The organism is Mesoflavibacter sp. CH_XMU1404-2, from assembly GCF_037029465.1.
Lineage (GTDB): Bacteria > Bacteroidota > Bacteroidia > Flavobacteriales > Flavobacteriaceae > Mesoflavibacter.
Genome location: NZ_JAYMEM010000009.1, coordinates 1 through 16,390, shown reverse-complemented (window position 1 = coordinate 16,390; position 16,390 = coordinate 1). Strand labels below are relative to the sequence as shown.

At 33.1% G+C, this 16,390-nt stretch carries 9 protein-coding genes; 5 read left to right on the top strand and 4 right to left on the bottom strand.

All coding sequences use genetic code 11. From position 1 onward, the window contains the following. Nucleotides 1-3 precede the first annotated feature (3 nt). Nucleotides 4-1,134, top strand: a complete 1,131-nt coding sequence (locus WA327_RS06065) for an ATP-binding protein (protein WP_304140312.1) — start codon at nt 4-6, stop codon at nt 1,132-1,134. 210 nt (nt 1,135-1,344) lie between these two features. Here WA327_RS06065 and WA327_RS06060 read toward each other — a convergent pair whose 3' ends face one another. The 3 genes from WA327_RS06060 to WA327_RS06050 form a co-directional block, all read right to left on the bottom strand. Continuing rightward, nucleotides 1,345-1,896: a hypothetical protein gene (locus WA327_RS06060; protein ID WP_336067629.1), complete on the bottom strand. Its 552-nt coding sequence runs from the start codon at nt 1,894-1,896 to the stop codon at nt 1,345-1,347. Nucleotides 1,897-1,908: 12 nt separating this feature from the next. Further along, nucleotides 1,909-2,823 (bottom strand): OmpA family protein, encoded by a 915-nt coding sequence (locus WA327_RS06055; RefSeq protein WP_336067626.1) that lies wholly within the window; start codon nt 2,821-2,823, stop codon nt 1,909-1,911. Nucleotides 2,824-3,014: 191 nt separating this feature from the next. Further along, a complete protein-coding gene (locus WA327_RS06050) occupies nt 3,015-4,568 on the bottom strand; it encodes an aldehyde dehydrogenase family protein (protein ID WP_336067624.1) in 1,554 nt (517 codons plus the stop codon). A 261-nt stretch (nt 4,569-4,829) separates the two neighbouring features. On the opposite strand from WA327_RS06050, the gene WA327_RS06045 reads away from it, so the two are divergent. Further along, entirely contained in the window at nt 4,830-10,406 is a 5,577-nt protein-coding gene (locus WA327_RS06045) for an MG2 domain-containing protein (protein ID WP_336067621.1), read from the top strand. A gap of 184 nt (nt 10,407-10,590) precedes the next feature. Beyond that, nucleotides 10,591-11,067, top strand: coding sequence for a hypothetical protein (locus WA327_RS06040; protein WP_336067618.1), 477 nt, complete (start codon nt 10,591-10,593; stop codon nt 11,065-11,067). Between the two features lie 6 nt (nt 11,068-11,073). Here WA327_RS06040 and WA327_RS06035 read toward each other — a convergent pair whose 3' ends face one another. Then, complete coding sequence (locus WA327_RS06035; RefSeq protein ID WP_336067616.1) at nt 11,074-12,945, bottom strand: T9SS type B sorting domain-containing protein; 1,872 nt, start codon at nt 12,943-12,945, stop codon at nt 11,074-11,076. Between the two features lie 87 nt (nt 12,946-13,032). Here WA327_RS06035 and pbpC point away from each other — a divergent pair, with 87 nt between their 5' ends. Further along, entirely contained in the window at nt 13,033-15,384 is a 2,352-nt protein-coding gene (pbpC, locus tag WA327_RS06030) for a penicillin-binding protein 1C (RefSeq protein WP_336067612.1), read from the top strand. 181 nt (nt 15,385-15,565) lie between these two features. Further along, the coding region (locus tag WA327_RS06025) for a fibronectin type III domain-containing protein (RefSeq protein WP_336067610.1) at nt 15,566-16,390 on the top strand (825 nt) is incomplete at its 3' end.

Genomic DNA, 16,390 nt, shown 5'->3' with positions numbered 1-16,390 from the left:
ACCATGATTAACAAACGCCTTTTAATTAAAAACTTATTAGCTCATAATGATGAGAACAGTTTTTATGACAAAAAGCGAAAAATTGATATTAGTCAAAAAGAAGGAAAAGCTAAGTTTTTAAAACACATTTGCGCGTTATCTAACTCTAACCCTAAAAATAATTCTTACATCGTTATTGGTGTTGAAGACGAGGACAACAAAATTATTGGCGTAGACTTTTTTGATGATTCTAAAATTCAGAATTTGATAAATGCCTATTTAACCAATCCGCCAATTGTTCAGTATGAAAATATACCTTTTCCGCATTTGCCAGACGATAAAGTTGTTGGTTTAGTGACCATTAGACCTAATGAAGGCTTAACGTCTCTTAGAAAAAACATCTGGAAATATTATGGCGGCTCTGTATTTTTTAGAGACGGAAGTATGAGTATGCCCAAAGTATTTGACATAGAGATTAAAGATGTAAATTCTGAAATTGTAGCTTCTATAGAGAAACATGCACAAAATAACATTCAGCATATTTTAGATGGCGTTATAGATTTTATGCAAAAAAGACAAGATTACAACCCAAAGTACTTGGTCTTTAAAGAATATTTTATTGTGTGTTGGGCAGGCGATAAAAAAGTGGTTAAAGATGAAACGTTTTACTCTAGAGTAGATATAGAACTAGTTAACGAGCAAGTACGATTATTTTATTCAACTTTAGATGAAGTAGCTATACGTTATGACGATAATTCGTTTTCAATTTTAGAATATGTACAACTTGGTATTCAAAATCATTATAAATATTATCCGTTAGAAGAAACCGTGATTAGTTTTAACGACAATGCCAATTACAATATAGATTCTACCCTGGTTTTTAATCCGCCACAATACGATAAAAAGGTTTTGTATCATGTTTATAATGCGAATAATTCCATCTTAGAAAAATTAAAAAAAGGAATTTCTTTAAATAAAGTAGAATTACGAGATCTAAACAACTTACCAGAAACGTATCTAATATGTTATTTAAATTTATTTCATGAAGCTATAGATAAGCTTCACGAAGCTAAACCATTTTTAAAAAACTATCCTGAAGTCTATCAAAAATATAAAGATACGGTTAGGATTTTAAGAAAGGTAAAATACAGTTAGTAAGCCATTTATTACCAACTATACAAAATTTATAACCATCTATAAATTAGTTAATTAAGATAGTCATTTAAGTAATATTTTTACAGTGCTATTAATTAACTTTCTATAAAACCTTAGTTCTCCCGATAAAGTTTCGGCATTGAATTAAGGTTACACAAAAAACCACTATCTTACCGAAAGTGGTTTTTGCTTTATAATAATAGACTGTTTTTATTTTCCGCCATCTAATTGGTCTTGCCAATCTTTTAGTTTTTGCCACTCGCCTTTTGCAGCCATTTCAGCTTGTTTTGGCCAAGTTCCTGGTTTGTGTATTTCAAAACGTTTTCCGCCAGATTTTAATACCTCTTGACATTTTTCTATTGTACAATTGGCTAAATCTGCCCAAGTTGTAACGTTATGACTATGGAACAATTCTTTTATTTTTGGCCCAATACCTTCAACAACAGTTAAATCGTTTTCTTTTATTTTTTTCCCTAAAGCTGTTTTAGCTGCATCTGCATTAAAAACAACAGCTTCAATACCTGATGCTTTGGGAGCAATAGTATTTGCTAATCCAGAAGTATGAGACACTTCTTTACTTGACATACAAGCTGCTAAATCTGTTTCTAATTTAGAAATTCGATTTTTATAAATATCAATATTTTCATTATTATCATTACTTCTGTTTAGTAGTTTACCTAATAAGTATCCTAAAATTGCGCAAATTAATCCTACCAAAGTAGGAATTAACCAACACGGTATGCTAATTAATAATATTCTCATGGTTTTATTTTTTTAGTTAATGGTTATTACAACTCGTCTGTTTTCTGCTCTACCTTCTTCGGTAGTATTGTCTGCAATAGGTTGATCTGGACCTAAAGAAGTACTTGATATTTTACTTGAAGAAATACCGTTATCTATTAAATAGTTTTTAGCAAAATCTGCTCTTTCTTGTCCAACTTTTATATTAGTATCTCTGCTACCTTGATTATCTGTATGTCCGGTTACCGTAATACTTGCACCATCTACTTTATATACATAATCAACCATATCTGCCACTTTTTGTCGTTGTTCTTTAGTTAGAAAAATATTAGTTTGAGCTGTTTCAAAATGAAGTATTAACGGATTAGCTTTAATACTTTTAGCTAAATCTTTTAAAGCTTCATCTTGATCAGAATTTCTTTCTTTAAATGCGGAGATTTTAAAGCTTATACATCCATTTATAGTATCATTTTCTCGATTTAAATCGTTATCTAAAACACCATATGTATTTATATTTTTAAAATTTACACCTTTTGAAGCCATAAGATTTTTTATCACGTTAGCACGTGCTAACCCAATGGTAGGAAATGCCGAGTTATTAATCTCTACAGACTTGTAAAAACCTTTAACGTCTAGTGACTTGTCTGGATGATTATTTAAATAAGTTACTATTTGATCTAAACCTTGATTTAATTCGGGTGAAATTGGCTCGATAAAATGGTAATCTGAAAATTTGAAACTAAAATTGTCTTTAATTTCTAAATTGAAATCTCCATCTGGATCATTAAGTTTAATTGGTTTGATAGTTACTTCTGGTGCTACGGACACATCTTTTTGGTTATTCTCAATATTACCGGTGCAATATTGACAACAAAAAAACCAGTACAAGACTGTACCGATTATGATGGTAAGTAAAATACCAAGAAGGTATCTAGATTTTTTACTCATAATGGTTAGTTTTTAATATTATGAGTATTAAGTTATTAAAAAAATCGTGATTTTTTAACTGTTTGATTATTAATTATTTGTATCAAACACAAATAATCGATAAAAAACTAAAATTTTAGGTTAAATTTTATGAAAATAAAAAAGCCACATCAAAAAAGATGTGGCTTAACTTCCGCGAAAGCGAAATTATATTATAAGTCAAACTTAATACCTTGTGCTAAAGGTAATTGGTCTGAGTAGTTTACCGTGTTGGTTTGTCTACGCATGTAAACCTTCCAAGCATCAGATCCGGACTCACGTCCGCCACCAGTTTCTTTTTCGCCTCCAAAAGCACCTCCAATTTCTGCTCCGGAAGTACCAATGTTTACGTTGGCAATACCGCAGTCGCTTCCTGCAAAAGATAAAAACTTTTCTGCTTCTTTCATTTCGTTAGTCATAATTGCAGAAGATAATCCTTGCGCAACTCCGTTTTGCATTTCGATTGCATTTTCTACATCGCCAGAGTATTTCATTAAATATAAAATTGGTGCAAAAGTTTCGGTTTGTACAATGTCAAAGTCATTTTCTGCCTCAATAATTGCTGGTTTTACGTAGCAACCAGACTCGTAACCTTCTCCTTCTAAAACACCACCTTCAACTAGTACATTTCCACCTTCAGCTTTTGCTTTTTCTATTGCAGATAAATACGTGTTTACTGAGTCTTTATCGATTAATGGTCCAATGTGGTTTTTCTCGTCTAACGGATTACCAATAGTTAATTGCTTGTATGCACCAACAATAGCGTCTCTTACTTTATCGTAAACAGATTCGTGAATAATTAAACGACGTGTACTTGTACAACGTTGTCCGCAAGTACCAACAGCACCAAATACTGCACCAGGCACAACTACTTTTAAATCTGCAGTTGGTGTAATAATTATAGCGTTGTTTCCTCCTAATTCTAATAAAGATTTACCAAAACGCTCGGCTACTGTTTTACCAACAATACGTCCCATACGTGTAGATCCTGTTGCAGAGATTAACGGAATTCTATGATCTGTTGTCATAAATTCTCCTACTTTGTAATCTCCGTTTATAATACAAGAAATACCTTCAGGTAAATTATTTTCTTTTAATACCTCAGCAATAATATTTTGACAAGCTACTGCACAAAGTGGTGCTTTTTCTGAAGCTTTCCAAACACAAACATCACCACAAACCCATGCTAATGCTGTGTTCCAAGACCAAACAGCAACTGGAAAGTTAAATGCTGAAATGATTCCAACAATACCCAAAGAGTGCCACTGCTCTCTCATAACGTGACCTGGTCTTTCCGAAGGAATGGTTTGCCCGTTTAACTGTCTAGATAAACCTACTGCAAAGTCGCAGATGTCTATCATTTCTTGTACTTCTCCGTAACCTTCTTGTAAAGATTTACCCATTTCGTAAGACACTAATTTACCTAATGGTTCCTTTAATTCTCTTAAACGATTACCAAATTGTCTTACAATTTCACCTCTTTGTGGTGCAGGCATAGCTCTAAACTGTAAAAAGGCGTCTTGAGCTGTTTTTATAACTTTATCGTAGTCTTCTCTTGTTGTCGTAGAAACTTTTGCAATAAGTTGTCCGTCTGTTGGAGAGTAAGATGAAATTAACTCACCACTTCCAAAGCTATCAGAGCCAGTAGAAGTTCCATCATTAACGTCTTTAATACCTAATTGTTTTAAAGCTTCTTTTATTCCGAAATCGGTAGCAATTGCTTCCATAAATGTTTCTTTTTTACGAATTATTTAATTTTTAGCGAATATACTAATATTTCATTGGTTATTTAGCATAAAAACCGTTTAAAAATTGCTAAATTTATTACTGATTATTTTTCGTTTTAAATTCTGAAGTTATCTCAGTTTTCATTATTAAATTTATCATTTATTTAACATAGTAACGCACACTAAATCATAAAATGTTAACGTAATTTATTTAACATGAATCTTCTTGTTAAATATTCATCTTATAAAACCTGTTAATCAATGCAATTAAAATCTTTCTACGCCATTTTGTTAGTGTTTTTTTTAACACTTTCCTGCAAAGACAAAACCACCGAAACCGACAACCTTTTTAAATTTAGAGACTATATAAGTTATACTACTGCTGGTCGAATATCGGTTGCAGATCACATTAATGTTAGTCTTGCAAAAACCGTCACAGGTTGGGAAGCTGACAAAGAATTAGACAAAAGTATTTTTAAAATTAAGCCTTATGTAGAAGGACAACTTAAAGTTGTAAATGACCACGCGTTTACTTTTATTCCTGATGAAAATTTATCACCAGATACAGAATATACAGTCTCTGTAAAACTAAAAGATCTTTACAACGATTTACCTGATGGTTTTGATACTTACGATTTTAGTTTTAAAACCATTACACCAAATTTTGTAATCGAAACCAATAACTTACAATCTTACACCAAAGAATTGCAATATTTAAATGGTGTTTTAAAGTTAGCAGATATCACTACTGTTGATAAAGTAAAACAGTTAGTAGAAGCTAGTCAAGATGGAAAAAAATTAAGCATTGTTTGGGATGAAAAACTGCTTCCTTCAAAATATTTTGAATTTAAGATAGATAGTATTACAAGAAAAATTGATGATACAGATATTTTAGTAAAATGGAACGGGAAGCCAATAAATGCAGATAATTCTGGAGAAAACAAAGTAACTATTCCTGGTATTAACAACTTTAAAATTGTTGATGTAGAAGTGTTTCAATTACCAGAACAGTTTTTATCTATCAACTTTTCTGACCCAATAAAAAAACAGCAAAACTTTGATGGGTTAGTGACTATTCAAAATGCTAAAAATCCAAAATTTATTGTAGATGGCAATGTGCTTAAAGTCTATCCGCAATCCAAAATGTCGGGCGATTTAAAAATTGATGTATTTCAAGGTATAAAAAACACCTATGGTTTTAAATTAAAAACACCTTACAGCCAAACCATTGCTTTTGAAGATATAAAACCACAAGTGAAATTGGTAAATAGTGGCGTGTTTTTACCAAATTCTAAAGAATTAAAATTCAACTTTAAAGCAGTAAATTTAAAAGCAGTAGATGTTAGAGTGATAAAGATTTTTGAAGATAATGTACTTCAATTTCTTCAAGATAATGAACTATATAGTAGTAACAGCAGAGCCATTAGACGTGTAGGAAGACGCATTGTAAAACACACCATTAACTTAATTGAAAACCCTTTAGAAAATGACGGAAAATGGAAAACCTACAGCGTAGATCTTTCAAAATATATTAAAGCAGATCCTGGAGCTATTTATAGAGTTGAAATTGACTTTAAAAAAGCCTATTCGCTTTACGACTGTAATGCTAACACTTCTAGTAGTGATGATGACGAAGATGATGATTATTACTACGAAGACGATTACTATTATGATGATTATTACAGCGACAATTACAACCAAACTAACACCGAAGACGAAGACCTTAAAGAAGAAGAGTATTGGGATAATCTAACTTATAGCTACCGCAACGATAACTACAACTGGAGAGAACGCAACAATCCTTGCCACGAATCGTACTATAATTCTAACCGTGTTATTGCTCAAAATTTAATTAGCTCTAACCTTGGTACTATTGTTAAAAAAGGAGCTAATAACAACTATTTATTTGCAGTAAGTAATATTTTAAATACTAATCCAGAAGCAGGAGCAACTATAGCATTATACAATTTTCAGCAACAAAAAATAGTTAGTTCAACCACTAACAGTAATGGTTTTGCAACTATAAGTGCTAATAAGCACGCTGCTTTTGCAACCGTAACAAAAGGTTACAATACTACTTATGTAAAACTTAACGACGGTAACTCTTTATCCTTAAGTAAATTTGATGTTTCGGGCACAACGCTACAACGTGGTTTAAAAGGTTACATCTATGGTGAACGTGGTGTTTGGCGACCTGGTGATACCATTCACTTATCATTTATGCTTAATGATGTAGCAAATAAACTACCTAAAGGTCATCCTGTAAAACTTGAAATTACAGACCCTAACGGAAAATTAGCCTTTAAAGAAGTTAAAAGTAACGGATTAAACAATGTTTACACCTTTGCTGTTCCAACAGCTACCGAAGACAAAACTGGTAATTGGAATGCAAAAGTAACAGTTGGTGGCGCTAATTTTTATAAAGGGTTAAAAGTTGAAACCGTTAAACCAAACCGTCTAAAAATTAAGATAGATTTTGATGACGAAATCCTAAAAAGTAATTCTAATTTAAAAGGAAAATTAGCCGTTAACTGGCTACATGGCGCACCAGCAAAAAATTTAAAAGCAGAAGTAAAAGCAAAGTTTTCTAATTCGTATTCAGGATTTAAAAACTATCCAGATTACAAATTTAGAGATCCTGCAAAGTCTTTCAATACAGAAGAAATGACCATTTTTGAAGGGAATTTAGATGCAGATGGTTTAGCCAACATTACAAAAAACTTATCTATTGGTAAAGGCGCACCAGGAATGTTAAATGCACAATTTTTAGTTAGAGCTTTTGAAAATGGTGGCGATTTCTCTATGGATGCATTCACAATGCCTTACGCACCTTACAACTCGTTTGTTGGTTTAAAATCACCTGAACCAAAACGTTACGGTTCTTATGAAACAGATGCTAATAATAACTTCGATTTAGTCGTTGTAGATGATCAAGGTAATGCCATACAACGTAATGGTTTAGAAGTAAAAGTTTATAAAATTGAATGGCGTTGGTGGTGGAATTCTTCAGATGACAACCTATCAAAATACACCTCAAGTTCATTTTACAAACCATTTTTAGAAAGCAAATTAAATACCAATTCTAAAGGAAAAACGTCTTTTAATATTAATGTCCCTGATGAAGAAGGTGGTCGTTATTACATTACAATCAAAGATCCTGTTTCTGGACATTCTACAGGTCAAACCGCATATTTCTATAAAAATTGGTGGAAACGTCAACCATCAAACGACAAAGAAGCAGCAAGTATGTTGGTGTTTTCCGCAGATAAAGACAATTACAATGTTGGAGAAACTGCAAAAATAACATTCCCGTCTGGTACTTCTGGTCGCGCGTTAATTAGTATAGAAAATGGTTCTGAAGTTATAGAACATAGATGGGTTAAAACGGAAACTGGGGAAACAACAGTAGATATTCCTATTACCAAACAAATGGCGCCAAACGTATTTGTAAACATATCGTTAATGCAACCGCATGCCTCTACTGCTAACGATTTACCGTTGCGTTTGTATGGTGTAATCCCAATAATGGTAGAAGATCCTAACACCATTTTACATCCAGAAATTAAAATGGCAAGTGTCTTAAAACCAAAAGAAGATTACACGGTCTTTGTTTCAGAAAAAAACAACAAACCAATGACGTATACACTTGCTGTTGTAGAAGAAGGTTTGCTTGATTTAACCCGATTTAAAACACCAAATGCTTGGGATGCATTTTACGCACGCGAGGCTTTAGGCGTAAAAACTTGGGATATGTTTGATGATGTTATTGGTGCATACAGCGGTAGTATTGATCAAGTGTTTGCAATTGGTGGAGATGGCAATGCAGCAGCAGGAAAAAACAAAAAAGCCAACCGTTTTAAACCTGTTGTTACCTTTTTAGGTCCATTTAAGTTAGATGCTGGAGACCGCAAATCGCACACCATAAAAATGCCAAATTACATCGGCGCAGTAAGAACTATGGTTGTGGCTAGTCATATAGAAAATGAAGCTTATGGTAATGCCGAAAAATCGGTACAAGTCAAACAACCTTTAATGGTGTTAGCATCATTACCACGCAAATTAAGTCCTGGCGAAAAAGTAACACTTCCGGTAACGGTTTTTGCTATGGAACCTAAGGTGAAAAACGTATCACTTAAATTAAAATTAAGTGATGGTATTTCAGTAGTTGGTGAGTCTTCAAAATCTTTAAGTTTTGTAAAACCAGATGAAAAAATGGAATATTTTGAACTGGATGTTAGCAAAGCAAAAGGCATCAATACCATTGAAGTTGTAGCATCTGGAAATGGCGAAACTTCAACCTACAAAGTTGAAATTGATGTAGAAAATGTTAATCCAATGTCTACTAAAAGCTACAACGAATCTTTAACAGCAAACGAGAGTAAAACTATAGATTTTTCAACCTTTGGTGTTACAGGCACAAACAGCGCAACGGTAGAGTTTTCAACATTACCGCCAATGGATTTTACGCGTCGTTTAGAATATTTAATTAGATATCCTCATGGTTGCGTAGAGCAAACAACATCTAGCGTGTTCCCTCAATTATTTTTGACAGATATTTTTGATTTACCTCAAGATCAACAACTAAAAATTCAGGATAATATTAATAACGGAATTAAACGTCTTGGTCATTTCCAAAGACCAAATGGTGGTATGAGTTATTGGATTGGAGAAAATAATGCTAACGATTGGGGAACAAGTTACGCTGGACATTTTATGATTGAAGCCGAAAAGAAAGGTTTTGTATTACCATTAACTTTTAAAAGCAATTGGATAAAATATCAAAAAGAAGCAGCGCAAAACTGGAGACCTAGTTACAGTAATTACAATTCAGATTTAGCACAAGCTTACAGACTGTACACATTAGCATTGGCTGATAGTCCTGATTTAGCAGCAATGAACCGCTTGCGCGAATTTTCAGAATTATCTAACGAAGCCAAATGGCGTCTTGCAGCAGCTTATGCTTTAGCAGGTCAAACCGAAGCTAGTAACGCAGTTGCTAAAACTGCAAATATCGAGTTTCAACCTGTAAAACGTAACTATTACACTTATGGTTCTGTTGACCGAAATCGTGCTATGGCGCTAGAAACTATGGTTATTACCAAAGACAAACGTCTTAAAGATTTAGCTGAAACTATTGCTAACGAATTATCTAGCCAACGTTGGATGAGCACTCAAACCACAGCATACTGCTTACTTGCAATGGGCAAAATGGTTATTGCTAATGGAGGAAAAGGCATAAAAATTAATTACAGCATTAATGGTAAATCTGAAACCATAAATAGTAGTAATGCTTTAGCACAACGTGATTTAAAAATTAAAGAAGGAGCTAACCAAATTACTATTAAAAACAACTATGATAATTTAGTTTATGTGCGCGTATTAACTTCTGGTAAATTACCTTTAGGCGAAGAGTTAACAGAGCAAAGAGGATTAACTGCAAACGTCGTCTTTAAAAACTTAAAAGGTGACAAAATAGACATCTCAACACTTAAACAAGGTGAAGATTTTGTTGCAACAGTACAAATTACTAATACTAAAAACTATAGCGTTAATGATGTGGCTTTAACTCAAATTTTCCCTTCAGGTTGGGAAATTGTAAACACACGTTTTACAGATTTTGGAGATAATACAACAAGTCAAGCCCGATTTACAGATATTAGAGACGATCGTGTAAATTTCTATTTTGATTTAAAACAAAAAGAAACCAAAACTTTTAACGTTATGCTTAATGCGTCTTATTTAGGGTCTTATTATTTACCAGGAATCCAAGCAGAAGCCATGTATGACAACGAGTTTTTTGTTAGAAATAAAGGACAATGGATTGAGGTTGAGAAGTAACAAATAAGCGTCAGTTCGAGTAATTTTGAGTGGTTGCTGAGCGTAGTCGAAGTAAAACGAAAAATTGTATTTCGACAAGCTTAATAGAACTATGGAGAACTAAATTTAAATTCTTGTTTTCGATACAAATTTTCACTCTTTCTAATCGTAAAAATTCACTCAAACTCACGAATCTTATTAAACTATGAAAAAACAATTCACAGAAAAACAAAAATTTACACAATGGTGGCTTTGGCTAATCTTACTAAGTATTGGTGTTTTACCTGTTATTGGTATTTACAAACAACTTTATTTAGGAGAGCCTATGGGAGATAAGCCTATGTCTGATGAAGGACTTATTGTATTTTCTGTTTTTGTTTTTGCTTTAATTGCTTTTTTCTGGATGATACAATTACGAACCGAAATCACGCAGCAAGACATTAAAATCCACTTCTTCCCGTTAACCAAAAGAGCTGTAAAATGGTCTGAAGTTGAAAAAGCTCAAATTGTAAATTATGGTTTTGTTGGCGGTTGGGGAATTAGATTGTGGACCAATTACGGAACCGTTTACAACATTAAAGGAAAAATGGGTTTAGCATTAGAACTTAAAAACGGTAAAAAGTTTTTAATCGGTTCTCAAAAAATTGACGAATTAAAAGCCTTTTTGAATAGCCTAGACTAGATTTTTTTATCGCTTCAATGTAAAATGTCCAACGCGACGTTGCCCATTAATAATAATAACATACCAATAATCTGAAGTTGGTAATGGTTGTCTTCTTAACATTCCATCCCAAGCAATTGGTTTATTCTTTCTATAAAAAAGGAGTTTACCGTAACGGTCAAAAATTTGCACTTCAGAAGACGCATAATACTCTATGTCTTTTAATCGCCAAGTATCATGGTAAGTATCATTATTTGGCGTGAAAAATTTTGGCACTATAAAATGAATAAAGGTTTGAGTATCTATACCACAATCACTATTTTCTCTAACATAAACGGTATATCTTCCTCCTTCAAGATTTTCAAAAACTGGTGCGTTTTGATAGTTAATTCCGTCTATAGAATAAGAAAAATCTCCTTGGTTTTCGGTAGTAATTACTAAGTCGTTATTTTCTGTATAAACTTCAGCAATTATCGGTGCATCTAACTGTATAACATCAATTGTTTTTGTCACTGTACAACCATCAAGATTTGTAACATCTACAGTATAAACACCTTCGGTTGAAACAGTAATACTTTCGGTTGTTTCACCTGTATTCCATAGGTAACTCATGTTATTGATGTCTACGCTAATTTCAATACTTTCGCCTTCACAGAAAAAGACTTCTTCATCGTAAACTTGTGGTAATTGCGAAAAAGTAAGCGTTACTGCTGTTCTGATATTTGAGATGCAATTTCCGTTAACCGAAATCGCTTCAGCATAATAAGTGCCTTCATTTTCTGATGAAAAGCTGGTGCTGTTTTCTTCAAGTAAATTTCCTCCAGAAATAGCGTCATACCAATTTACAGTTATATCTGTTGGAACAGTAACTTCTAATGGCTGATTTTGGTCTTCACAAATAGTAACATCGCCGTTACTAACAGGTGCTGATGGTGTTGGTACTATCGTGATAGAAAATTCATCTGAAATCACATTACACAAAGCATTAGCTAGGTTTATAGCATCTTCGGCTACTTTAACGCGGTACAAAGATGTGGTGTTAACGTTGATGTTTAAATTCTGATTGGTTTCACCTGCAATTTCTGTCCAATTTACACCATCTGTAGAGCTTTCCCATTGGTAAGCGTAAGTGTTAAAAATTGTGCCGTCAGGATTAGCTTGTAGATTTAGATTATAAGGTATTTGTGTTTCGCAAATGAAAATATCACTTTCATTACTTGTATTTTGTACCGTTACATTATCTCCACATGATTTAAAGATAATATCATCAATTGCAAGATCATTACCACAACCACCAGCACCGTTATTTCTCATTTTTAAAATAACTTCGGTTTGCGCTGGTAAGGTCTGAAAAACTAGTCCATATTGCTCCCAATTTGGTGAAGCTTGTGCATCAATTTCTCCTGTATCACCACTAGCAAGAAGTGTTGTATCTGTGTCATCCCAAATTTCAAACCTTACATTTATTGGAATATTGTTTCCTCCACAACCTGTATTTTTTGAAAGATTTATTAAGAATGCTGAAAACTCATAAGACGTATTTTCGCAAAGTCCCGTAATTGTCGTCCTGTAAAATTCTCCAGCAGTAAAATCTGCATTTACAATTAAGCATTTTCCGTTAGCATCACCTTCTGTGTGATCTGGCACGTCATGCCAATCAAAAAACGCGGTTGAACTTGAGACCGTATAAAAACCATCATTTGGTGTACCGGAAGAAAAAGTATAAGTCGTTGTACCAGCAGGTAATGGAGTTTGTGTTGTTCCTGTACCAAAGGTTTCTGTAAAGATGGGATCTCCAGAATTTCCGTTACAAAAACCTAACTGAGCATGCCCTTTTTCAAAAGAAAAAAAAGCAATAAAAATTATAATTATTTTAAGAAGTATACTGTTATTTTTCACGTTTTAAAGATATAGATTAATTAGCCATTTTTAATGTTAAATGCTTAAATTCACTTTTTAAAACTTCGTTTAAACTATAACTTTTTAATGCAAAGACTGTTAGCCTACTTTAAAAACAATAAAAAGAAAACCATCGTGTTGTTTTTACTACTTGTGGCTTACTATTTTTGCTTACCAAAACACCTTTTTAAAGACCCAACTGCAACGGTAATTACAAGTAATAAAAACGAGTTATTAGGCGCTTTAATTGCAGATGATGGCCAATGGCGTTTTCCTGAAAATGATTCGGTTCCTGATAAATTTAAAACTTGCATTATCGCTTTTGAAGACGAGTATTTTTACAATCATCCTGGTTTTAATCTAATTTCAATTTTTAAAGCCTTAAAGGAAAATATAGATTCTGGTGAAATTAAACGAGGCGGAAGCACTATTACACAACAAGTCATACGCTTATCGCGAAAGGGAAAACAGCGTACTTACTGGGAAAAATTTAAAGAAATTATCTTAGCAACGCGACTAGAATTTAGACATAATAAAGATGAAATTTTAGCATTGTACGCCAGTCATGCGCCTTTTGGCGGAAATGTTGTTGGTTTAGATGCAGCTTCGTGGCGATATTTTAATAGAAATTCTGAAGATTTATCTTGGGCAGAAAGTGCTACTTTAGCCGTTTTACCTAATGCGCCAAGTCTTATATACCCTGGTAAAAATCAAACACAACTTTTAAACAAACGCAACCGATTACTCAAAAAACTTTTAGAAAATCAAACTATTGATAGTTTAACTTACAACCTTTCAATATCCGAAGGGTTACCACAAAAACCTTATCCGTTACCACAAATTGCACCACATTTAATGCAAACTATTGCAAAAAACAACAAAGGACAACGCATTAAAACTAGTGTAAACAAAAATCTTCAACAGCAAACTAACTCTATTGTTTTTAACCATTATAACACATTAAAACAAAATGAAATTTATAATATTTCAGTCCTTATTTTGGATGTAAAAACTAGAAAAGTTTTAACCTATGTAGGTAATGCTCCTACAGATAAAAATCATCAAAACAGTGTAGATATTATAAACAAACCTCGTAGCACTGGTAGTATTTTAAAACCTTTTTTATATGCTGCAATGCTAGACGCTGGAGATATTTTACCAAACACTTTAGTTGCAGATGTACCAACACAATTTGGCGATTATTCACCAGAGAATTTCAATAAAGAGTTTGATGGTGCTGTACCAGCAAAACGAGCGTTATCAAGATCTTTAAACGTTCCTGCTGTTAGGATGTTACAAGATTTTGGCTTGGACAGATTTCATTATTATTTAAAAAATCTTCACCTTAAAGATATCAGGTTTAATGCCAACCACTACGGATTATCTTTGGTTCTTGGTGGTGCCGAAAGTAACCTTTGGGATTTATGTAAAAGTTATGCAGCGTTTTCTTCTACAATTAATCATTTTAATGAAACGTCAAGCGAATATTTTAGTAACGAGTTTTGCGAACCAACATTTTTTGAAAATGAAGAAATTGACTTTGGTAAAAAATCAAATGAAAAAACCCTTTTTGATGCCGCTTCCATCTACTTAACTTATGAAAGCTTAAAAGAAGTAAACAGACCTGAAGGTGATGATAATTGGGAGTTTTTTGATAATTCTAAACAAATTGCTTGGAAAACAGGAACTAGCTATGGTTTTAGAGACGCATGGGCTATAGGCACTACAAAAGATTACGTTGTTGGTGTTTGGGTTGGTAATGCAGATGGCGAAGGAAGACCTGGCTTAGTTGGTGTACAAGCAGCTGCACCAATACTTTTTGATGTTTTTGATTTGCTGCCTAATAGTCAATGGTTTCAAAAACCTTTTGATGAAATGAAAAAGGTAAATATATGCGCTGTTAGCGGTTACAGAGCTTCTGTTAACTGTATTAATGTAGATGAAAAATACATTCAAAAAAGTGGCTTAAAGACCGAAGCTTGCCCTTATCACAAATTGGTACACTTGGATAAAACCGAGAGTTTTCAAGTTAATTCTTCTTGTAAAAATATAAACGAAATTAAAAATACATCTTGGTTTGTTTTACCTCCTTTGATGGCTCATTATTATAAAGATAAGCATCCATTTTACAAACCTTTACCGCCATTTAGAAATGATTGTATTGGTTATAAAAAAGAAACAATGGAATTTATCTACCCTAAAGACATTAAAACGGTATTTCTACCAAAAGATTTTAATGAAAAAACTAACGATCTGATTTTAAAAGTTGCACACTCAAAACCAAACACAAAATTGTATTGGTATTTGGACAATAAGTTTTTAGGTGAAACATCAACAATTCATAATATGGCAATCCAGCCAAATGAAGGTGAATATTTAATCACTGTAACTGATGAATATGGCAACGAAATCAAACGATTTATAGAAATTTCTCATTAAAAAATTGAAAACACAGAAAATTAATCATCAATTTTAACATAAAGCTAACATTTCATCGAAAAAAAACAACATTATGTCTATCTGAGTTAAAATAGTGTTATAAATAATATACCTTTAAGTTTCCAAATGAAATTTGGGATGTTTATCACATAAATTAAACTAACACAATCATTTCATACCTATGAAAAAAATTACTCTACTAATTTTACTATTATTTAGTATTATTGTTCAAGCTCAGGTAATCAATCAGCCAGCAAACTGGCCAAATACTAACTGGACTGTAACAGGTACTTACAATACAGATCCAGCTGCTTTTGAAGCAGACCCAACTACAACAGCAAATTTTGCTTTTGATGATGATGATGCAGGTAGTGGTAGCACAGATGCTATACAAGCAGAATCACCAGTAATTGATTTAACAGCAGCATTTAGTGCAGGCGAAACTTGGCTATTTGTTGACACAGATTATGTTTTCAACTGGATAAGTTCTGATGCTATCGGAGTTGAATATTGGGATGCAGATGCAGGAACATGGAATCCATGGGGATCACCAATTCAAGCAGATACAGCTACACCTCCAACAAATGATTTTTGTGCAGGAACATCTGAAGCTTATACTACAGACCAATTAAACATAGCTGGTTTTACTGCTACACAATTATCTGGTTTTAAATACCGTCTATTTTATGATGATGGAGGAATTTGGGGATGGGGAATGTGTTTTAGTTCTCCAACACTATATTCTCAAATGCCACCAGCATGTGCAGACGTAACAGGTATAACTGCTGTAACAACAGGAGATACCACTGCAGATATAACATGGTTAGCAGGCGGATCAGAGACTGAATGGCAAATTTGGGTACAACCAGCAGGAACAGGAGAGCCAACAACAGATGGTACAACAACATCGACTAATAACCCTTATCCAGCAAGTGGTTTAACACCAAGTACAGCTTACGAAGTATATGTAAGAGCAAATTGTAATGCAGATGGATTTAGCAATTGG